16 protein-coding genes are annotated in these 20,187 nt (G+C 70.8%); all 16 read left to right on the top strand.

Annotated elements, in window-relative coordinates:
• Positions 1-15 precede the first annotated feature (15 nt).
• The 16 genes from bamA to eno all read left to right on the top strand — a co-directional run bounded on the left by bamA (position 16) and on the right by eno (position 20,183).
• A complete protein-coding gene (gene bamA, locus AN478_RS01185; RefSeq protein ID WP_197289206.1) occupies positions 16-2,268 on the top strand; it encodes an outer membrane protein assembly factor BamA in 2,253 nt (750 codons plus the stop codon).
• Between the two features lie 64 nt (positions 2,269-2,332).
• Positions 2,333-2,854 (top strand): OmpH family outer membrane protein, encoded by a 522-nt coding sequence (locus tag AN478_RS01180; RefSeq protein WP_054964787.1) that lies wholly within the window; start codon positions 2,333-2,335, stop codon positions 2,852-2,854.
• Entirely contained in the window at positions 2,854-3,903 is a 1,050-nt protein-coding gene (gene lpxD / locus AN478_RS01175) for a UDP-3-O-(3-hydroxymyristoyl)glucosamine N-acyltransferase (RefSeq protein WP_231627302.1), read from the top strand. Before AN478_RS01180 ends, lpxD begins: the two co-directional genes overlap by 1 nt.
• Position 3,904: 1 nt before the next feature.
• Positions 3,905-4,357: a 3-hydroxyacyl-ACP dehydratase FabZ gene (fabZ, locus tag AN478_RS01170; protein WP_054964786.1), complete on the top strand. Its 453-nt coding sequence runs from the start codon at positions 3,905-3,907 to the stop codon at positions 4,355-4,357.
• A 4-nt stretch (positions 4,358-4,361) separates the two neighbouring features.
• Complete coding sequence (gene lpxA / locus AN478_RS01165) at positions 4,362-5,135, top strand: acyl-ACP--UDP-N-acetylglucosamine O-acyltransferase (RefSeq protein ID WP_054964785.1); 774 nt, start codon at positions 4,362-4,364, stop codon at positions 5,133-5,135.
• Positions 5,132-5,995: an LpxI family protein gene (locus AN478_RS01160; protein ID WP_054964784.1), complete on the top strand. Its 864-nt coding sequence runs from the start codon at positions 5,132-5,134 to the stop codon at positions 5,993-5,995. The genes lpxA and AN478_RS01160 overlap by 4 nt, the downstream gene beginning before the upstream one ends.
• Positions 5,992-6,987: a Gfo/Idh/MocA family protein gene (locus tag AN478_RS01155; protein WP_074471441.1), complete on the top strand. Its 996-nt coding sequence runs from the start codon at positions 5,992-5,994 to the stop codon at positions 6,985-6,987. The genes AN478_RS01160 and AN478_RS01155 overlap by 4 nt, the downstream gene beginning before the upstream one ends.
• A gap of 8 nt (positions 6,988-6,995) precedes the next feature.
• Positions 6,996-8,084: a DegT/DnrJ/EryC1/StrS family aminotransferase gene (locus tag AN478_RS01150; protein WP_054964849.1), complete on the top strand. Its 1,089-nt coding sequence runs from the start codon at positions 6,996-6,998 to the stop codon at positions 8,082-8,084.
• A complete protein-coding gene (gene lpxB / locus AN478_RS01145) occupies positions 8,081-9,280 on the top strand; it encodes a lipid-A-disaccharide synthase (protein WP_083342393.1) in 1,200 nt (399 codons plus the stop codon). The genes AN478_RS01150 and lpxB overlap by 4 nt, the downstream gene beginning before the upstream one ends.
• 2 nt (positions 9,281-9,282) lie before the next feature.
• A complete protein-coding gene (locus AN478_RS01140) occupies positions 9,283-9,951 on the top strand; it encodes a ribonuclease HII (RefSeq protein WP_231627301.1) in 669 nt (222 codons plus the stop codon).
• A gap of 93 nt (positions 9,952-10,044) precedes the next feature.
• Entirely contained in the window at positions 10,045-13,560 is a 3,516-nt protein-coding gene (gene dnaE / locus AN478_RS01135) for a DNA polymerase III subunit alpha (protein ID WP_054964781.1), read from the top strand.
• A gap of 178 nt (positions 13,561-13,738) precedes the next feature.
• A complete protein-coding gene (locus AN478_RS01130) occupies positions 13,739-14,701 on the top strand; it encodes an acetyl-CoA carboxylase carboxyltransferase subunit alpha (protein ID WP_054964780.1) in 963 nt (320 codons plus the stop codon).
• A 60-nt stretch (positions 14,702-14,761) separates the two neighbouring features.
• Positions 14,762-16,240 (top strand): tRNA lysidine(34) synthetase TilS, encoded by a 1,479-nt coding sequence (gene tilS, locus AN478_RS01125; protein ID WP_054964779.1) that lies wholly within the window; start codon positions 14,762-14,764, stop codon positions 16,238-16,240.
• On the top strand, positions 16,237-17,916 hold the full coding sequence (locus AN478_RS01120) for a CTP synthase (RefSeq protein ID WP_231627300.1): 1,680 nt from the start codon (positions 16,237-16,239) through the stop codon (positions 17,914-17,916). The genes tilS and AN478_RS01120 overlap by 4 nt, the downstream gene beginning before the upstream one ends.
• Positions 17,913-18,737, top strand: a complete 825-nt coding sequence (gene kdsA / locus AN478_RS01115) for a 3-deoxy-8-phosphooctulonate synthase (protein WP_054964778.1) — start codon at positions 17,913-17,915, stop codon at positions 18,735-18,737. Before AN478_RS01120 ends, kdsA begins: the two co-directional genes overlap by 4 nt.
• Positions 18,738-18,899: 162 nt before the next feature.
• On the top strand, positions 18,900-20,183 hold the full coding sequence (gene eno / locus AN478_RS01110; RefSeq protein ID WP_054964846.1) for a phosphopyruvate hydratase: 1,284 nt from the start codon (positions 18,900-18,902) through the stop codon (positions 20,181-20,183).
• Positions 20,184-20,187 lie beyond the last annotated feature (4 nt).

Raw genomic sequence — 20,187 nt, 5'->3', positions numbered from 1 at the left:
GTCCTGCGGAAAGTGGTGGTTACAGTGGTAGCGGCCGTCGGCGCAGCGCTGGCGCCGGCGGCCGCCGCGTTCACCGTCGAGGGCATCGACATCCGTGGCGCGGACCGCATCGAGGAAGGTACGGTGCGCAACTACCTCCCCGTGGAGGTGGGCGAGGAGGTTGACCCCCCAGCGGCCCAACGGGCGATCCACGCCCTTTACGAGACGGGCTTCTTCCGGGACGTCCAGCTCCTCCGCGAGAACGGCACCCTGGTGGTGGAGGTGGAGGAGAAGCCGGTGGTCACCGGCATCACCTTCCAGGGCATGGAGGAGCTTCAGGAGGATCAGGTGCGGGAGGCCTTCCAGTCCTTCGGCCTGGAGGAGCGCAAGATGTTCTCCCGGTCCGGTCTGCGCCGGGCCACCCTGGAGCTGGAGCGCCAGTACAACGCCCAGGGCTACTACGCCGTGGAGGTGAACGCGGAGACCGACGCCTCCGGGGAGGAGGGGGTGGCCATCACCTTCGAGGTCGACGAGGGAAGGCCCGCCAAGATCTCCCAGATCGCCATCGTCGGCAACGAGCGCTTCACGGACGAGACCCTGAAGGGCCAGTTCAACCTTACCGATTCGGCCGCCTTCGCCTTCCTGTCCGGGAAGGACCAGTACGCCCGTCAGAACCTGATGGCCGATCTGGAATCGCTCCGGTCCTACTACATGGACCGGGGCCACCTGAACTTCCAGGTGGACTCCACCCAGGTGCAGCTCTCCCCCGAGCGTCAGCACGTCTTCGTGACCATCAACATCACCGAAGGGGCGCAGTACCGATTGGAGGAGGTGAGCTTCTCCGGGGACACGGTGGTGCCGGAGGAGGACCTCTGGTCGCTGGTGGAGCTGGAGGAAGGGGACCTGTTCTCCCGCAGCCGGGTGCAGAAGTCCGTGGAGGCCGTCTCCCAGCGGGTCGGTGACGAGGGCTTTGCCTTCGCCAACGTCAACCCCATGCCCGATGTGGACGAGGAGGCCCGAACGGTGGATCTGGACTTCCGGGTCTCCCCGGGGCGGCGGGTTTCCGTCAACGAGGTGAACATCGAGGGCAACGACCGGACCCAGGACCGGGTGATCCGCCGGGAGTTCCGGCAGATGGAGTCGGCCCGCTACCAGACCAGCAAGATCCAGCGCTCCAAGGAGCGCGTCAACCGGCTGGGCTACTTCGACTCGGTGAACCTGGAGACCCCAAGCGTCCCGGGCCGCAACGACGCGGTGGATCTCGACCTGTCGGTGGAGGAGCGGCCCACGGGGCAGTTCAGCGTGGGGGTGGGCTATTCGGACGTGGAAGGTGTCCTGTTCACCAGCTCCATCAAGCAGAACAACCTGTTCGGACGGGGGCAGCGGCTCTCCCTCCAGGCAGACATCGGCGGGGTGAACCAGTCCCTTAACCTGTCCGTCACCGAGCCCTATTTCACGGTGGACGGCGTCAGCCTCGGCGGGGACGTCTACTACACCAAGCGGGACACGGACCGCCTGACCCTGTTCCGCTACAGCCAGGACCGCGCCGGACTGGCCGGGCGCCTCGGCTTCCCCCTCTCCGAGTACTGGCGGGACAGCCTGCGCCTGGCCTTCGAGCAGACGGATACGGAAAGCGGCACGCTGGAGCTGGGGGCCGAGGAGGAGGAGTTCCTGGGCACGCAGGACCACCTCCTGCTGCGCAACACCCTGACCTACGACTCGCGGGATTCCACCATCTTCCCGCGCAAGGGCTGGAAGAACGAGCTGATCACCGAGGCCTCCCTGCCCGGGGGCGATACCCGCTACCTGCGCGGGAACGTGAAATCCCAGGTCTACTTCCCGCTCCTGTCCGCCTCCACCGTCAGTCTGGGTGTGGAGGCCGGGCGCCTGGAGGGCTACAACGGCGAGTCGGTGCCATTCTACGAGCACTTCTACCTCGGCGGTGCGCGGAGCGTACGCGGCTTCGACACCTACAGCCTGGGCCCCGAGGACCCGGACGGGAATCCCATCGGCGGCGTGACCAAGCTGCAGGCCAACAGCGAATTCATCTTCCCGATCCCCGGGGCGGAGGATACGCAGGGCATCCGCGGGGCCGTCTTCGCCGATGCGGGCTGGGTGTACGGCCCCGGTCAGGAGATCGACCCCAGTGAGCTGCGGGCCTCTGTGGGCATCGGCTTCCGTTGGTTCTCCCCCATGGGCCCGCTGCGCTTCGATTACGCGGTCCCGGTCCAGTACGAGCCGGAGGACGACCTGCAGCGGTTCCAGTTCACCATCGGGACGAATATGTAGCCCCTGCCTGACCCCGGAGCGGGCGGACCGGGGTTCGGGGGCGAACGGAAAAGGGAGGTGAGCGATGCGGCGGTTGCTGGGGACGGTTTGCGCGCTGTTCGTGGTGGGGATGCTCTGGGGCGGGCCCGCCTTCGCGCAGGAGAACAAGATCGGCTACGTGGACGTGCGGCAGGTGGTGGAAAACTCCACCCGGGCGCAGGCCGCCCGCCAGGAGCTGGAGGCCCGGGTGAAGGAGCGGCAAAGCGCCCTGGAGGAGGAGCGTGAACGGGTGGAGGCGCTCCGTAAGGAGGTGGAGAAGCAATCCAGCCTCATGAGCGAGGGGCAGCAGGAGAAGAAGCAGCGCGAGCTCCAGCGTGCCATGCAGGAGTTCCGCAGGGCCCAACAGCAGGCCCAGGCGGATATCGAGACCCAGCGGAGCGAGGTGCTGGAGGACCTCTACGACCGGGTTTCCCGGATCGTGAACCGCATCGGCGAGCAGGAGGGCTACGCCCTCATCGCCACCGGGCCGTCGGCCATGTACGTGGCCGACCGGGTGGACCTGACCGACCGGGTTCTCCGGGAGCTGAACGACGAGGGCGGGAACTGATGGCGAAGGCACGACAGCCCATGAAGGCGGGGGAGCTGGCGGCCGAGCTGGGCCTGGAGATCCGCGGCGAGGGGGGCCGTCGGATCTCCGGGGCCGCGTCCCTGGAGAAAGCGGGTGGGGAGGATCTCTCCTTTCTCGCCAACCCCCGCTACCGCCAGCAGCTGGCACGGACCGGAGCGGGAGCCGTGATCCTCGCCCCGCAGGCCGCCGAGGAATTCCCCGGCACCGCCCTGGTGGCGGACAACCCCTACGCCGCCTGGGCCCGCGCCCTGGAGCTGCTCTTCCCGGAAGCCCGTCCGGAGCCGGGCATCCATCACACCGCCGTGCTCGGCTCGGGGGCCGAGGTGGCGGAGGACGCCCGCCTGGAGGCCCAGGTGGTGATCGGCGCCGGGGCGCGCATCGAGTCGGGGGCCTGGATCGAGGCGGGCACCGTGGTGGGCGACCACTGCGTCGTCGGGGCGGATAGCCGCCTGGGTCCCAATGTCACCCTGTACGCCGGCACCGAGCTGGGCCGGCGCGTCCGCCTCCACGCGGGGGTGGTGCTGGGGTCCGACGGATTCGGCCTGGCCCCGGAGGGGCGCGCCTACCGAAAGATCCCCCAGGTGGGCCGGGTGGTGATCGAGGACGACGTGGAGATCGGCGCCAATACCTGCATCGATCGCGCGGCCCTTGAGGAGACCCGCGTGGGCCGGGGCACCAAGGTCGATAACCTGGTGCAGATTGGCCACAACTGCCGAATCGGGGCGCATTGCGTCATCTCGGGCTTGGCGGGGCTCGCGGGCAGTGCCGAGCTGGGGGAGCACTGTACCGTGGCCGCCCAGGCCGGGATTGCCGGGCACCTGCATGTGGCTCCCGAAACCACCATCGGCGCCAAGGCCGGAGTTATCAGCAGCATCGACAAGCCCGGCGTCTACGCCGGCTTTCCGCATCAACCGCACAATGACTGGCGGCGAGAGCAAGCCTCGCTGCGCCAGCTGAGCTCCTTTCGGGAGCGGTTGAGGGCCCTGGAGCGGGCGGAGAAGCGAAACCCTGAAGAAGGAGATTCCTAAAGTGGAGGCGAGATCGGACGACCTGGGGATCGAGGGCATCCTGCAGTACCTGCCTCACCGCTACCCCTTTCTGCTGGTGGACCGGATCCTGGAGTGGGAGCCGGGCGAACGGATGACGGCCATCAAGAACGTCACCTTCAACGAGCCGTTCTTCGAGGGCCATTTCCCGGACTTCCCGATCATGCCGGGGGTGCTCATCGTCGAGGCCCTGGTCCAGGTGGGCGGCCTGCTGGCCTGCAAGTCCGAGCCCGAGGCCACCCAGGACAAGCACGTCTACTTCATGGGGATCGACAAGGCCCGCTTCCGCAAGCCCGTGGTGCCGGGGGACCAACTGCGGATGGAGGTGGCTGTGACCAAGCACCGGGGGAAGGTCTGGCAGTTCGACGCCGCGGCCTACGTGGACGACGAGCGGGCCGCCGACGCCCAGCTCATGGCGACCATCACGGCGGATTGAGAGCATGATTCACGAAACGGCATGGGTGGATCCCGCAGCGGATCTGGCCTCGGACGTGGAGGTGGGCCCTTTTTCCGTCATCGGCCCGAACGTATCCATCGGCGCGGGGGCCTGGATCGGTCCCCATGTGGTCATCCAGGGCAACACCCGGATCGGCCCCGGCGTCCAGATCTTCCAGTTCGCCTCCGTGGGCGCTCCGCCCCAGGACAAGAAGTACGGCGGCGGTGCGACCTATCTGGAGATCGGGGCGGACACCATCATCCGCGAGTCCGCCACGCTCCACCTCGGTACCGAGGAGGGGGGCGGCGTGACCCGGGTGGGCTCGGACGTCCTGGTGATGGCCTACGTGCACGTGGCCCACGACTGCCAGGTGGGGGACCACGTGGTGCTGTCCAACGCCGTCACCCTCGCCGGGCATGTCACCGTGGGCGAGCACGCCATCATCGGCGGCATGACGGCGGTGCACCAGTTCTGCCACATCGGCCCGTACGCCTTCGTCGGCGGGGCCTCGGCGGTCTCCATGGATGTCCCCCCCTTCGCCTCCGTGGCCGGTAACCGGGCCCGCCTGTACGGACCCAACACCGTCGGCCTGGACCGGGCCGGCTTCTCCAAGGAGACGGTGGACGGCCTCAAGCGGGCCTTCAAGGCCCTGTTCCACAAGCGCCGGCCGCGGGAGCAGGCCTTGGCGGAGCTGGAGGCGACGGCGGACGCCGAGATCGCCGAGGTGCGGCAGGTCATGGACTTCCTGCGCCAGTCCGAGCGGGGGGTGGTGCGGTGACCGGCGGGGCGGGCGCCCCGGTGATCGGCCTGATCGCCGGCTACGGGCGCTTCCCCCTCCTCTACGCCGACAGCCTGCGGGCCCAGGGATACCGGGTTTTCTGCGCGGCCATCCGCGAGGAGAGCGACCCGGACATCCGTGCCCACGTGGACGAGCTGACCTGGCTGCGCCTCGGCCAGCTGGGCAAGCTCATCGAGGCCTTCCGCAAGGCGGGCGTGGAAGAGGCCGTCATGGCCGGCAAAGTCCACAAGACCCGGATCTATAAGCTCCGCCCCGACCTGCGCGCCGTAAAGCTCATGGCCCGCGCCCCCGACTTCAAGGACGACACCCTGCTGGGGGCGGTGGCGAGCGAGCTGGACCGCGCCGGGATCCGCTTGGTCTCCTCCATCGAGCACGCCGGCGAGCTCCTTCCGGGGCCGGGGGTCCTGACCCGCCGCGATCCCGATAAGACCGAGCAGGGGGACATCGCCTTCGGCTGGGAGCTGGCCAAGAGCATCGCGGGCCAGGACATCGGCCAGAGCGTGGTGATCAAGAAGCGCTCCGTCATGGCCGTGGAAGCCATCGAGGGCACCGACGAGGCCATCCGCCGCGGCGGCAGCCTGGGCGGGGGCGGGGTCACCGTGGTGAAGGTGGCCAAGCCCGGACAGGACGTCCGCTTCGACGTGCCCACCGTGGGCGTGGATACCGTCGAGGTGATGGCCGAGGCGGGGGCCACCTGCCTGGCCCTGGAGGCGGGGATGACCCTGGTGCTGGACCAGGCGGAGATGGTGGCCGCCGCCGATGCGGCGGGCATCAGCATCGTACTTGAGGATCCGCTGGCGCACGTCGGCGGGGGGGAAGGGAGCCGCATACCATCATGAGTGAGCCATTGCGAGCAGGGGTGGTCGGGGTCGGCAGCCTGGGTCGGTACCACGCCCAGAAATACGCCGCGAACCCCCGGGCCGAGCTGGTGGGACTGATCGACGCGGACGCCGGCCGGGCGGCGGAGGTGGCCGAGGAGACGGGGTGCCGGGTCTTCGAGGACCTGCCCGCCCTGCTGGAGCAGGTGGATGTGATCACCGTCGCCGCCCCCACCGAGATGCACCGGGAGATTGGCGTGGCCGCCCTGGACGCCGGGGTCAACGTGCTGATGGAGAAGCCCATCGCCGCGACCCTGGAGGAGGCCGACGCCCTCATCGACGCCGCGGACCGGGCCGGCAAGGTCCTTCAGGCCGGCCACCTGCTGCGCTTCCACCCCGGGGTGCGGCGGATCGGGGAGCAGGGCTGGGACCGCCAGCCGCCCCGCTACGTGGAGGCCAACCGCCTCAACTCCTTCCAGCCGCGCTCCCTGGACATCGACGTGATCCTGGACCTGATGGTCCACGACCTGGATCTGATCCTCCACTGGGTGCAGTCCCCGGTGGTAGAGGTGCGCGCCATCGGCATCCCGGTGGTCACCGACAAGGTCGACATGGCCAATGCCCGCATCGCCTTCGCCAACGGCGCGGTCGCCAACGTCACCGCCTCCCGGGTGGCCCGCAAGCAGGTTCGCGAGGTGCGGATGTTCCAGCCCCACCGCTACGTGTCCCTGGACTTCGTCGAGGGGGCCATGGGGGTCTACGAGCTGGACGAGGGGGCGGCCGAGGGCCCCGTGCCGGGCGCCCGGGGCGACCAGGAGACCCTGGAGAGCGCCGACCTGCTCGCCGAGGAGGTGGACATCTTCCTGGCCGCCTGCCGCGGCGAGCCCACCATCGGCGTCTCCGGCATCGAGGGTCGGGACGCCCTGGACCTGGGGCTGCGGGTGCGCGCCGCCATCGACGAGCACTTCCAGCAATACGGCATTCCCGCCGACCTTGAGGAGGTCCGGTCGTGAGCATCCCCATGGTGGACCTGAAGGGGCAGATGGCCACCCTCATGGAAGAGGTGGAGCCCGAGATCCGCGAGGTCCTCGAGACGGGCCAGTTCATCATGGGCCCGCGCGGCAAGGCCTTCGAGGAGGAGGCCGCCGGGTTCCTCGGCGTGCAGCGGGCCGTGGGGGTGGCCTCGGGAACGGACGCCCTCCATCTGGCCCTGCTGGCGGCCGGGGTGGGTCCGGGCGATGAGGTGATCACCACCCCCTTCACCTTCGCCGCCACCGCCGAGGCCATCCTCTACGTGGGGGCGCGCCCGGTGTTCGCCGACGTGGACCGGGAGAGCTACAACCTCGACCCCGAGGCGGTGGCGGCGGCGGTAACCCCGCGCACCCGGGCCCTGCTGCCCGTGCACCTGTTCGGCCAGCCGGTGGACATGGAGGCCCTGGGCGCGGTGGCCGAGGAGCACGGCCTGACCATCGTCGAGGACTGCGCCCAGAGCTTCGGCGCGGCCCGCGGCGGGCGCACCACGGGGGCCTGGGGGGTGGCGGGCGCCTTCAGCTTCTTCCCCAGCAAGAACCTGGGCGGGGCGGGCGACGGTGGCCTGATCACCACCAACGACGAGGCCGTGGCCGACCGCCTTCTGCGCCTGCGCAACCACGGCTCCAGCCGGCCCTACTACCACGACGAGCTGGGCTTCAACAGCCGCCTCGACGAGCTGCAGGCGGTGGTGCTGCGCGCCAAGCTCAAGCGCATCCGCGCCTACAACGAGGGGCGGCGGCGGGTGGCCATGGCCTACCGGCGCCACCTGGCCGACGCGCCGGTGACCCTGCCGGCCGAGGTGGAGGAGGGCGCCCACGTCTACCACCAGTTCGTGCTCCAGGCGGCGAACCGCGACGAGATCAAGGCGGCCCTGCAGGCCGCGGATATCGCCTCGGCGGTCTACTACGCCGTGCCGCTCCACCGGCAGCCCGCCTTCGCCGAGGCCGCCGGCGGGGCCTCCTGCCCGGTGGCCGAGGAGCTCGCCGAGCGGGTTCTGGCCCTGCCCATGTTCCCCGAGCTGGCCAAGGAGGACGTGGAGCGCATCGCCGCCGTGGTGGCGGAGACGGCCCGGCCGTGAGCGGGGTCTCCGCGCCGGTGTCCGAAACGGCCGGGCATACCCCCTTGGCCGGGGCGGGCAGGCGCCGGGTCATGGTGGTGGCCGGGGAGGCCTCCGGGGACCGCATCGCCGCCGGTCTGATCCGCGAGGTGCGGGGGCGGGAGCCGGAGGTCCACTTCGAAGGGGTGGCGGGGCCGGCCATGGAGGCCGCCGGCTGCCGGGCCCTGTTCCCCTCCGATCAGCTTGCCGTGGTGGGCATGACCGAGGTGCTGCGCCACTTCGGCGACATACGCCGGGTATTCAAGGGGCTGAAGGCCCGACTCAAGGAGGCGCCGCCGGACCTCCTGGTGTGCGTGGACGCCCCCGACTTCAACCTGCGCCTGGCCAAGGTCGCCCATAAGCTGGGCATCCCGGTGGTCTACTACGTGAGCCCCCAGGTCTGGGCCTGGCGGCGCGGCCGGGTGCACAAGATCGGCCGCATTGTCGATCACATGATGGTCATCTTCCCGTTCGAGACCGAGGTCTACGAGCAGGCAGGGGTGCCCGTCACCTACGTGGGCAACCCCCTCATCGAGCGCATCCCGGCCGTTCCGGAGCAGGCTCAGGCCCGGGCGGCGCTCGAGGTGCCCGGGGAGGCCCCGGTGGTGGCCCTGCTCCCCGGCAGCCGCCGCTCCGAGGTGCTGCGCATGGGCCCGGTCCTGCTGCGGGCGGCCGAGCTGCTGGGGGAGCGCTTTCCCGACGCCCATTTCGTGCTGCCGGTGGCCGGGCCGGCGGTGGGCGAGGTGCTCGACGAGCTGCTCACGGAGTACCAGCCGCCCAACTTCCACCGCGTGACGGACAGCCTTTCCGCAGCGGCGGCCGCCGATTGCGCGGCGGTGACCTCGGGCACGGCCACCCTGGAGACGGCGGTGGTGGGCACCCCCCTGGTGGTGCTCTACAAGCTGTCGCCGGTGACCTTCTGGCTGGCCCAGCGCCTGATCAAAGTGCCCCACATCGGCATGGTGAACCTGGTGGCCGGACGCGAGGTGGCCCCCGAGCTGATCCAGGACGACGCCGAGCCGGGCCGCGTGTCCGAGGAGCTGGGGCGCTACCTGGCGGATCCCGCCGCCCGCGAGCGGGCGCGGCGGGACCTGGCCGGGGTCCGGGCCACCCTGGGCGAGAACCCCTCCGCCCGGGCCGCCGAGGTGGTGCTCGGCCACATCCGGCGGGAGGGGTAGCGGTGTCCGCGCAGGAGCCTCCCGCCCAGCTGGGCATGCCCCTGGAGGAGCCGGAAGGGGGCTGCCGCCGGGTCCTGGTGGCCCCGGACGGGGCTGGCCTGCCCGCGGACCCCGTGGTGGGGGTGGACGAGGCCGGGCGGGGCCCCCTGGCGGGCCCGGTGGTGGCCGCGGCGGTGGTCCTGGCCGAGCCCAACCCGGTGCTGGGGCTCACCGACTCCAAGAAGCTTTCGGCCAAGCGGCGGGAGGCCCTCCACGACGCCCTGCTGGAGGGGGCGGCCGCCGCCGGGCTGGGCTGGGCGGAGCCCGGCGAGATCGACGCGGTGAACATCCTGCAGGCCACCCACCGGGCCATGGAGCGGGCGGTGGCCGCCATTGGTCTTTCGAGCTGCCGGGTACGCATCGACGGCAACAGCCGACCCGCGGGGCTGCCGGACGCGGCGTGCCTCGTCGGCGGCGACCTCAGCGACGCGGCCATCTCCGCCGCCTCCATCCTCGCCAAGGTCACCCGGGACCGCTGGATGGCCGAGCACGACACGCGCTATCCGGGCTACGGCTTCGCCGCCCACAAGGGCTACGGCACCGCGGCCCACCGGGCGGCCCTGGAGCGCCTGGGACCCTCGCCCATCCATCGGCGTTCCTTTAAAGTAGTGAGCCGGAACGCACGGGAGTAAGTCCCGGCGGCGGGACACCGCCCCGCCCGCCGAGTCGCGTTCCGCCCCATGGGCGAACCCCACCATCCACGTCGCGAGCGGGTGCCACGACCCATGACCACGCCCCCTTTCGTCCACCTCCACGTTCATTCGGAGTTCTCCCTGGTGGACGGCACCCTACGGGTGCCCGAGCTCATCGAGCGCGCCAAGGGTATGGGCATGCCCGCCGTGGCCCTCACCGACCACGGTAACCTGTTCGCCCTGGTGGGCTTCTACAACAAGGCCCTCGCCGCCGGCATCAAGCCCATCATCGGCTCCGAGGTGTGGGTGGAGGCGGAGGGGAAGTCGCCGCTGTCCCACCTGGTCCTGCTCGCCCGCGACCGCACCGGCTATGACAATCTCGTCCAGCTCTCCTCCAAGGGCTACCTGGAAGGCCAGGAGCGCGGCCAGCCACGGGTCCGTCACCAGTGGCTCCGGGAGCACGGCGACGGCCTGATCGCCCTGTCCGCCAACCTGGAGGGGGAGGTGGGCTACTGGCTGGGGCGGGGCAACATGGAGGCCGCCGAGGCCGCCGCCGCCTACTACGCCGAGCTCTTCCCCGCCGGCTTCTACCTGGAGCTGCAGCGCACCGGGCGCACCGGTCAGGAGGCGGTCAACCAGGGCAGCCTGGAGCTGGCCCAGCGCCTCCAGCTCCCCGTGGTGGCCACCAACAACGTGCACTTCGCCGAGGCCGAGGAGGCCGAGGCCCACGAGGTGCGGGTGGCCATCGCCGAGGGGACAACGCTGGAGCGGCGCGGCGAGGAGCGCCGCCACACCGAGCAGAACCACCTGCGCACGCCCGACGAGATGGCGGCCCTGTTCGAGGACGTGCCCGAGGCCGTGGCCAACGCCGGCCACATCGCCGCGCGCTGCAACGTGGAGCTGTCCTTTGGCACCCCCTATCTGCCCGCCTACCAGCCGCCCGATGGCCGCAGCATCGAAGAGTTCTTCCCCGAGGCGGCACGGGCCGGCCTGGAAGAGCGCTTCCCGCAGATCCTCGCCCGGGTGCCCGAGGGGCGCCAGGCCGAGGTGCGCGACGAGTACTGGCAGCGCCTGGAGCGGGAGATCGGCATCATCGATCAGATGGGCTTTCCCGCCTACTTCCTGATCGTGGCGGACTTCATCCAGTGGGCGAAGGACAACGACGTGCCGGTGGGACCCGGCCGCGGCTCCGGGGCCGGGTCCCTGGTGGCCTTCGCCCTCAAGATCACCGACATCGACCCCATCCGCTACGGCCTGCTGTTCGAGCGCTTCCTCAACCCGGAGCGGGTCTCCATGCCCGACTTCGACGTGGACTTCTGCATGGAGAAGCGCGACCGGGTCATCGACTACGTGGCGGAGAAGTACGGCCGCGACAAGGTGGCGCAGATCATTACCTTCGGCGCCATGAAGGCCAAGGCCGTGGTGCGCGACGTGGGCCGGGTGCTCGGCCATCCCTACGGCTACGTGGACAAGATCGCCAAGCTGGTGCCCGGGGACCTGGGCATCACCCTGAGCCAGGCCCTGGAGCAGGAGGAGGACCTCCGCGAGCGCTACGACAACGAGGAGGACGTGGCCACCCTCATCGACCTGGGCCGCAGGCTGGAGGGCCTGGCCCGCAACGCCGGCACCCACGCCGGTGGCGTACTGATCTCGCCGTCGCCGCTCACCGACTTCGTGCCGCTCTTCAAGGAAGCCGACGGCGACACGGTCACCTCCCAGTTCGACAAGGACGACGTGGAGGAGGCCGGCCTGGTGAAGTTCGACTTCCTGGGCCTGCGCACCCTGACGGTCATCGACAAGGCGGTGACCCTGGCCAACCGCAGCCGCGCCAACCGGGGCGAAGATCCGCTCGATATGGACGAGATCCCCATGGACGACGCGGCTACCTTCCGGCTCCTGCAGCGCTGCGAGACCACGGCGGTGTTCCAGCTGGAGTCCTCGGGCATGAAGGAGCTCATCCAGCGCCTGCAGCCGGACCGCTTCGAGGACCTCATCGCCCTGGTGGCCCTCTACCGGCCCGGTCCGCTGGAATCGGGGATGGTGGACGACTACGTGGAGCGCCGCCACGGCCGGGACCGCGACTGGGACTATCCGCTGCCGCAGCTGGAGCCGATCCTCAAGGAGACCTACGGCGTCATCCTGTACCAGGAGCAGGTGATGCAGATCGCCCAGGTGCTCGGCAACTACAGCCTGGGCGCCGCCGACCTGCTGCGCCGCGCCATGGGCAAGAAGAAGCCCGAGGAGATGGCCAAGCAGCGCGAGATCTTCCTGGCCGGGGCGCGCGAGAACGGCATCGACGAGGGCAAGGCCACCTACATCTTCGACCTGATGGAGAAGTTCGCCGGCTACGGCTTCAACAAGTCGCACTCGGCCGCCTACGCGCTGCTCTCCTACCGCACCGCCTTCCTGAAGGCCCATTACCCCGCCGAGCTCATGGCCGCGGTGCTGTCCTCGGACATGAACAACACCGACAAGGTGGTGAACTTCATCGGCGACTGCCGACAGATGGGCATCGAGGTGCTGCCCCCGGACATCAACGCCTCGGACCTGGAGTTCACCGTGGAGGACCCCGCCCGCCAGGCCCCGGACGGGAACCGGGCCGTGCGGGGCTACGTGCGCTACGGGCTGGGCGCCGTAAAGGGGGCGGGGGAGGCCGCCCTGGAGGCCATCCTGGATGAGCGGGAGCGGGGTGGTCCCTTCGGCGACCTGTTCGAGCTGGCCAGCCGGGTGGATCTGCGCAAGGCCAACAAGCGGGTGGCGGATGCCCTCATCCGCTCCGGGGCCATGGACTGCCTGGCGCCCAGCCGGGCGGCCCTGCTGGAGGTGCTGGAGGATGCCTTCGAGGAGGGGGTGCGGGTGCAGCAGGACATCGCCGTGGGCCAGGACAGCCTGTTCGGCGAGGCGGAGCCGGCCAGCATCGGCGAGTATCCGGCCGTGGCGGAGCTCTCCAGCGCCGACCGGCTGCGCGGCGAGAAGGCCACCCTCGGGCTGTACCTCTCCGGCCACCCCCTGGACGACCGCATGGAGGAGCTCGCCGAGATCACCCAGGGGCGCATCCGCGACCTCGCCCCCGCGGAGGGGGACAACGTGGTGATCGCCGGACTGGTGGCCTCCCTCAAGGAGATCAACAACCGGCGGGGTGAGCGCATGGCCTTCGTGAGCCTGGAGGACCCCTCCGGGCGCGCCGAGGTGGTGGTCTTCGCCGAGGCCTACGGAGCGGCGCGGGACTGGCTGCGCGGCGACGAGCCCCTGGTGGTGGTGGAGGGGCGCGCCGCCCCGGACGAGCAGACCGGCGGCTACAAGGTAACCGCGGAGCGCGTCATGACCCTGGAGGAGGCCCGCATCGAGCGGGTCCGCCACCTGGCCATCCACCTTTCGGGGGAGGTGGGCACCGAGGAGGTGCGCCAGTTGGGGGCCCTGCTGGCGGACCACCCCGGAAGCTGCCCGGTGACCATCGATTATCGCATCCCCGGGCAAGCCCGGGCGCGCCTGCGCATGCCGGAGACGGTTCGGCCGGAGCCGGCCCTACTGGAACCCCTCGGCCGGCTGGTGGGGGAGGATGGGCTGGACCTGCGCTACGGGGCAGGGGCCGAGGAGGCCCGCGGCTGAGGCGCACCGCCTCAAAAGCCCCGTGTCGGGCGGTGTGCGGCGGCGACGCGCCGGGACGTTTTTCAATACCCCACCGCCCCGGTTATAATCCGACGGTTTATGCGGCCTCTCGCGGGAAAAAAGGGGGAGGGTCCGCCCAACGGGCCCCAAAAGGGTTGGCAAACGAGGACGCCTGGGCATGAATAATCGTTTTCTCGATTTCGAGCAGCCGATCGCGGAGCTGGAGGCCAAGATCGAGGAGCTGCGCTACGTCACCGATGAGCCGGACCTCAATATCGGTGAGGAAATCGAGCGCCTGGAGCGCAAGAACCTGCGCCAGACGGAGAAGATCTACGGCAGCCTGACGCCCTGGCAGGTCTCCCAGGTGGCCCGGCACCCGCTGCGGCCCTACACCCAGGACTACCTGAACCGCATGTTCGAGGGCTTCCGGGAGCTCCACGGCGACCGGGCCTTCGGCGACGACCCGGCGATCATCGGCGGCATCGCCCGCCTCGAGGGGCGCTCGGTGATGGTGATCGGCCACCAGAAAGGCCGGGACACCAAGGAGAAGATCCGGCGCAACTTCGGCATGCCCCGTCCGGAGGGCTACCGCAAGGCCCTGCGCCTGATGAAACTCGCCGAGAAGTTCCGACTGCCCGTGCTCACCTTCATCGACACCCCGGGTGCCTACCCGGGTGTGGGCGCCGAGGAACGCGGTCAGAGCGAGGCCATCGCCCGCAACCTGCGCGAGATGGCCCGCCTGCGCACCCCCATCATCGCCACCGTCATCGGCGAGGGGGGCAGCGGCGGCGCTCTGGGGATCGGGGTGGGCGACCAGGTGCTCATGCTGCAGTATTCCACCTACTCGGTGATCAGCCCCGAGGGCTGCGCCTCCATCCTGTGGAAGGACAGCAGCCGCGCGGAGGAGTCCGCGGAGGCCATGGGCATCACCGCCGAGCGCGTGCACAAGGCCGGCCTGGTGGACGATGTGGTGGAGGAGCCCCTGGGCGGCGCCCACCGCGACCCCGACGCCATGGCCGAGCGTCTGAGCGGCATCCTCGCCGGGCACGCCGAGCGGCTGCTGGCGCTGCCGGTGGAGGAGCTGCTCGAGGAGCGCTACCGGCGCCTCATGGAGTACGGCTCCTTCGACGAGGAAGGCTGAGAGCCCACCAACCTCCTGGGCCCGGCCGTCGCGGTCCGACGCCATGGGCGGGGGTTAGCCATGCTGCCGAAGCATCCCCTGCGGGACCGTTTCCTGACCCGCCTGGATGCCCACCTGCGCCGTGACCTGGCGGTCCCGGACGGGGCCCGCCTGCGCGTAGCCTTCAGCGGCGGGACCGACTCCACGGCCCTCCTCGCCGCCGTGGCGGCGCTGGCCCCCGTGCGGGGCTATCGGGTCGCCGCGGTGCACGTCCACCACGGGATGGCCGCGGCCGCCGATGCGTGGGCCGCCGCCTGCGCCGCCACCTGCGACCGGCTGGGGATCCCCCTGGAGGAGCGCCGCTGGGAAGGCGAGGCGGCCCCCGGGGAAAGCCCGGAGGCCGCGGCCCGCGCCGGCCGCTACGCCCTGCTCGAAGAGGCCCTGGCGCCGGGGGAGTGGCTGCTCACCGCCCACCAGGCCGACGACCAGGCGGAGACGGTCCTGCTATTCCTGGCCCGGGGCGCGGGCCTGGACGGCCTGGCGGGGATCCAGCGCAAGCGCCCCTTCGGCTCCGGCTGGCTGGCCCGCCCCCTGCTCCCCTTCACCCGGACCGAGCTGGAGGGGTTCGTCGCGGGCCTGGGCCTTTCCACCGTGGCGGACCCCACCAACCGGGACCCCCGCCTGGCCCGCGCCCGGGTCCGGCACCGGCTGCTGCCCTGCCTCGAGGAGGTGATGGGCGCCGACGTCGCGGGGGCCGTGACCCGGTCCGCGGACCTTCTCCAGGACGCCCGGGCCGTGGTGGAGGGGGCGGTCGCCGACCACCTGGGCCGCGTGCGCCCGGATCCGGATCGCCCGGGGGAGCTGCAGGCGCCGGCCTTGGCGGATCTGGAACCGCCCCTGGCCCGTCATGTGCTGCGGGCCGCCCTGCGCGAGGCGGCCCTGCCCCTGCCCGAGCGCGCCATCCTGGAGCAGGTGCGTGGTCTGGCCGCGGGGGACAAGGCCGCCGGGTGGGTGGCCTGGAACGGCGGCGCGGCCCACCGTTCCGGGACCCGCCTGCTTCTGATCGCCGAGCCCGGGGCCCAGGAGGGGGCCGTGCCGGACGCCTGGGCGCCGGCGGAGGGGCCCCTGGAGTGGCCGCCGCTGGGGCTCACCCTGCGGGCCGAGCAGGAAACGGCGGAGCCCCCCTGGCCGGCCCCGGAGCAGGCGCAGCTGTTGGATGCCGAGGCGGCCGGTCCGGTCCTCGGGTTGCGGACCCCGCGGTCCGGGGACCGGATTCGGCCCGCGGGCGGAGGCACGGAGCGCCCCCTGGGCGAGCTGCTGCGGGGGGCGGGGATCCCCGTGGGACGCCGGGAGCGGGTGCCCTTGCTGACCGATGGGGCCGGGCGCATCCTGGCCGTGGTTGGTGTGGCGACCGCCGCCGCGGCGGCCGCCCGGCCCGGCCGTCCCGCCTGGCGGATCCGGCTTGACTGGTGGAAGAGGCCCTGGCCGGGGGCCGTCTCCGGGACCCCGGAGGCGGGGACCCCGGGGAGCGGTACACGCGAGCAACGGGAAGGCGAATGAGCGAGAGCATGGCGCCACAGGCGGAGAGCCGCCACACCAAATTCATCTTCATCACCGGGGGCGTCGTGTCCTCCCTGGGCAAGGGCATCGCCTCCGCCTCCCTGGGCGCCCTCCTGGAGGCCCGGGGGCTGAAGGTCACCTTCCAGAAGCTGGATCCCTACATCAACGTGGACCCCGGCACCATGAGCCCCTTCCAGCACGGCGAGGTGTTCGTCACCGGCGACGGCGCCGAGACCGACCTGGACCTGGGCCACTACGAGCGCTTCTCCCACACGCGCATGTCCGCCCGCAACAACTTCACCACCGGCCAGATCTACGAGTCGGTAATCAAGAAGGAGCGGCGGGGGGACTACCTGGGCGGCACCGTGCAGGTGATCCCGCACATCACCGACGAGATCAAGGACTGCATCCTGGCGGTGGGGGATGGCGCGGACGTGGCCCTGGTGGAGATCGGCGGCACGGTGGGCGACATCGAGTCCCTGCCCTTCATGGAGGCCATCCGCCAGCTCGGCGTGGAGCTGGGGCCCGGCAACTGCCTCTACGTCCACCTGACCCTGGTGCCCTTCATCCCCTCCGCCGGCGAGATGAAGACCAAGCCCACCCAGCACTCGGTGAAGGAGCTGCGGGAGATCGGCATCCAGCCCGACGTGCTGCTGTGCCGGGCGGACCGCGAGATCCCCTCCGACCAGCGCCGCAAGATGGGTCTGTTCTGCAACGTCCCCGAGCGGGCCGTGGTCACCGCCCTGGACGTGGACACCATCTACAAGGTGCCGCTCGTCTACCATGAGCAGGAGCTCGACAGCATCGTGCTGGAGAAGCTGGGCATGGAGGCCGGGCCCCCGGACCTCGCGCCCTGGGAGCGCATCGTCGACGCCCTGGTGAACCCCGAAGCCGAGGCCGAGGTGGCCATGGTGGGCAAGTACGTGGATCTCACCGAATCCTACAAGTCCCTCAACGAGGCCCTGACCCACGCGGGCATCGGCCACCGCGCCCGCGTCCGGGTGCGCTACGTGGACGCCGAGGCCATCGAGAGCGACGGCGCCGCGGCCCACCTCGACGGGGTGGATGCGGTGCTGGTGCCCGGGGGCTTCGGCGAGCGCGGCAGCGAGGGCAAGATCGCCGCCATCGCCTACGCCCGCACCCGGCAGGTGCCCTACCTGGGGATCTGCCTGGGCATGCAGCTGGCGGTGGTCGAGTACGCCCGCAATGTGGCGGGATTGGAAGGCGCCGGGAGCACCGAGTTCGACCGCGAGGTGGCCCATCCCGTCATCGCCCTGCTCACGGAGTGGATCACCGAGGATGGCCACATCGTCACCCGCGAGGCGGAGGGCGACATGGGCGGCACCATGCGCCTGGGCGAGTACCCTTGCATCCTCGAGGAGGGCTCCACGGTGCGCACCGCCTACGGCGAGGAGGAGGTGGTGGAGCGCCACCGGCACCGCTACGAGTTCAACAACCAGTACTTCCACCTGCTCCACGACGCCGGCCTGCAGTTCACCGGGAGCACCGTGGACGGCACCCTAAAGGAGGTGGTGGAGGTCCCGGACCACCCCTGGTTCGTGGGCTGCCAGTTCCACCCCGAATTCACTTCGCGGCCCATGGAGGGCCACCCGCTGTTCTCCGCCTTCCTGGGCGCCGCGCTCGCGTATCGGCAGCGCCAGGAGGAGACAGCATGAAGGAGTTGTGCGGCCACCCCATCGGCGGCGACCGGCCCTTCTTCCTGATCGCCGGTCCCTGCGCCATCGAGGGCCGGGGCCACGCCCTGGAGACGGCGGCCCGGCTGCGGGAGATCTGCGACGGGCTGGGCATCCCGCTCATCTACAAGTCCAGCTTCGACAAGGCCAACCGCAGCTCCACCAAGTCCTTCCGGGGCGTGGGCATGGCGGAGGGCCTGGAGATCCTGGGTGCGGTGCGCGAGGAGGTGGGGGTCCCCATCCTCACCGATGTCCACACCCCGGACCAGGCCGAGCCGGTGGCGGAGGTGGCGGACGTCCTGCAGACGCCCGCCTTCCTGTGCCGGCAGACCGACTTCATCCAGGCGGTGGCGGCCACCGGCCGGCCGGTGAACATCAAGAAGGGCCAGTTCCTGGCCCCCTGGGACATGGCCAACGTGGTGGACAAGGCCCGCGAGGTGGGCAACGAGGACATCATGGTCTGCGAGCGGGGGGTGAGCTTCGGCTACAACAACCTGGTCTCGGACATGCGCGCCCTGGCGGTGATGCGCGAGACTGGGGCGCCGGTGGTGTTCGACGCCACCCATTCGGTGCAGCTGCCCGGTGGACAGGGCGGGGCCTCGGGCGGACAGCGGGAATTCGTGCCCGTCCTGGCCTCCGCCGCCGCCGGGGTGGGGGTGGACGGGCTGTTCATGGAGACCCACCAGGCCCCCGACTCCGCGCCGAGCGATGGCCCGAACATGTGGCCCCTGGACCGGCTGGAGGCCCTCCTGAGCCGCCTGCTGGCTATCCACAACGCGGCGCGGTCGGTGCCCGCGCCGTAAACGACTGATTCTTCACCGCAGAGACGCGGAGGACGCGGCGAACGGCGGGTGACAGGCCCAAAGGGCCAAGCAGGGAAGGGCAGTGCTATTCTTGCCTTCCTCCGCGACCCCTGCGTCTCTGCGGTTCAACCCAATCCAAAAACCGACTCGGAGTGAATGCCCGTGAGTGCCATCGTCGAGGTTCGTGGTCGCGAGATCCTGGATTCCCGGGGCAACCCCACCGTGGAGGCCGAGGTGCGCCTGGAGAGCGGCGCGGTGGGCGTCGCCGCGGTGCCCAGCGGGGCTTCCACCGGGGAGCGTGAGGCCGTGGAGCTGCGGGACGGCGGCGACCGCTTCCTGGGCAAGGGTGTGCGCCAGGCGGTGGCCAACGTGGAGGCCGAGCTGCGCGAGGCCGTCCTGGGCCTGGAGGCCAGCGAGCAGCGCGCCATCGACCGGGCACTGATCGAGACCGACGGCACCGACAACAAGGGCCGCCTCGGGGCGAACGCCATCCTGGGCGTCTCCCTGGCCACCGCCAAGGCGTCCGCCGCCGAGTCCGGCCTGCCCCTGTACCGCTACCTCGGCGGGGCTGGGGCGAGCGTGCTGCCGGTGCCCATGATGAACGTCATCAACGGCGGGGCCCACGCTGACAATGGCCTGGACTTCCAGGAGTGCATGCTCATGCCGGTGGGCTTCGACCGCTTCTCCGAGGCCCTGCGCTGCGGCGTGGAGGTGTTCCACAGCCTCAAGAAGATCCTGGGCGAGGCGGGCCACGTGACCGCGGTCGGCGACGAGGGCGGCTTCGCCCCCAACCTGCCCTCCAACCGGGCGGCCTTCGAGACCCTGATGCAGGCCATCGACAAGGCCGGCTACAAGGCGGGCGAGGACGTGCTGTTGGCCATGGATGTGGCCGCCTCCGAATTCCATACCGACCGGGGCTACGCCCTCTCCGGGGAGGACAAGAACCTTTCCGGAGACCAGATGCTCGATTTCCTGGAGGAACTGGCCCGGGACTTCCCCATCGCCTCCATCGAGGACGGCATGGACGAGAACGACTGGGAGGGTTGGCGGGCCCTCACCGAGCGCCTCGGCGGCTCGGTGCAGTTGGTGGGCGACGACCTGTTCGTCACCAACACCCGCATCCTCCAGCAGGGCATCGAGCGCGGCGTGGGCAACTCCATCCTCATCAAGGTGAACCAGATCGGCACCCTGTCGGAGACCCTGGAGGCCATCGAGCTGGCCAAGCGGGCGGGCTACACGGCGGTGGTCTCCCACCGCAGCGGCGAGACCGAGGACACCACCATCGCCGACATCGCTGTGGCCACCAACTGCGCCCAGATCAAGACCGGGTCCGCCTCCCGCAGCGACCGGGTGGCCAAGTACAACCGGCTGCTGCGCATCGAGGAGGAGCTGGGCCCGGATGGCCAGTTCCTCGGCGCGGCGGCCCTGCCCACCCGGCGCGGATAGCCCC

Origin of the sequence: Thiohalorhabdus denitrificans (genome assembly GCF_001399755.1) — a bacterium.
GTDB classification, from domain to species: Bacteria; Pseudomonadota; Gammaproteobacteria; order Thiohalorhabdales; family Thiohalorhabdaceae; genus Thiohalorhabdus; species Thiohalorhabdus denitrificans.
The sequence above is the reverse complement of the archived record's forward strand: the minus strand, read 5'-3'. Positions and strand labels throughout refer to the sequence as shown.

What these genes read in the sequence shown, in the direction of transcription:
- AN478_RS01150 (WP_054964849.1), top strand. Translation starts at nt 6,996, where the DNA reads ATGGTGGACCTGAAGGGGCAGATGGCCACCCTCATGGAAGAGGTGGAG.
- lpxA (WP_054964785.1), top strand. Translation starts at nt 4,362, where the DNA reads ATGATTCACGAAACGGCATGGGTGGATCCCGCAGCGGATCTGGCCTCG.
- AN478_RS01130 (WP_054964780.1), top strand. Translation starts at nt 13,739, where the DNA reads ATGAATAATCGTTTTCTCGATTTCGAGCAGCCGATCGCGGAGCTGGAG.
- kdsA (WP_054964778.1), top strand. Translation starts at nt 17,913, where the DNA reads ATGAAGGAGTTGTGCGGCCACCCCATCGGCGGCGACCGGCCCTTCTTC.
- lpxD (WP_231627302.1), top strand. Translation starts at nt 2,854, where the DNA reads ATGGCGAAGGCACGACAGCCCATGAAGGCGGGGGAGCTGGCGGCCGAG.
- AN478_RS01155 (WP_074471441.1), top strand. Translation starts at nt 5,992, where the DNA reads ATGAGTGAGCCATTGCGAGCAGGGGTGGTCGGGGTCGGCAGCCTGGGT.
- dnaE (WP_054964781.1), top strand. Translation starts at nt 10,045, where the DNA reads ATGACCACGCCCCCTTTCGTCCACCTCCACGTTCATTCGGAGTTCTCC.
- tilS (WP_054964779.1), top strand. Translation starts at nt 14,762, where the DNA reads ATGCTGCCGAAGCATCCCCTGCGGGACCGTTTCCTGACCCGCCTGGAT.
- AN478_RS01120 (WP_231627300.1), top strand. Translation starts at nt 16,237, where the DNA reads ATGAGCGAGAGCATGGCGCCACAGGCGGAGAGCCGCCACACCAAATTC.
- AN478_RS01180 (WP_054964787.1), top strand. Translation starts at nt 2,333, where the DNA reads ATGCGGCGGTTGCTGGGGACGGTTTGCGCGCTGTTCGTGGTGGGGATG.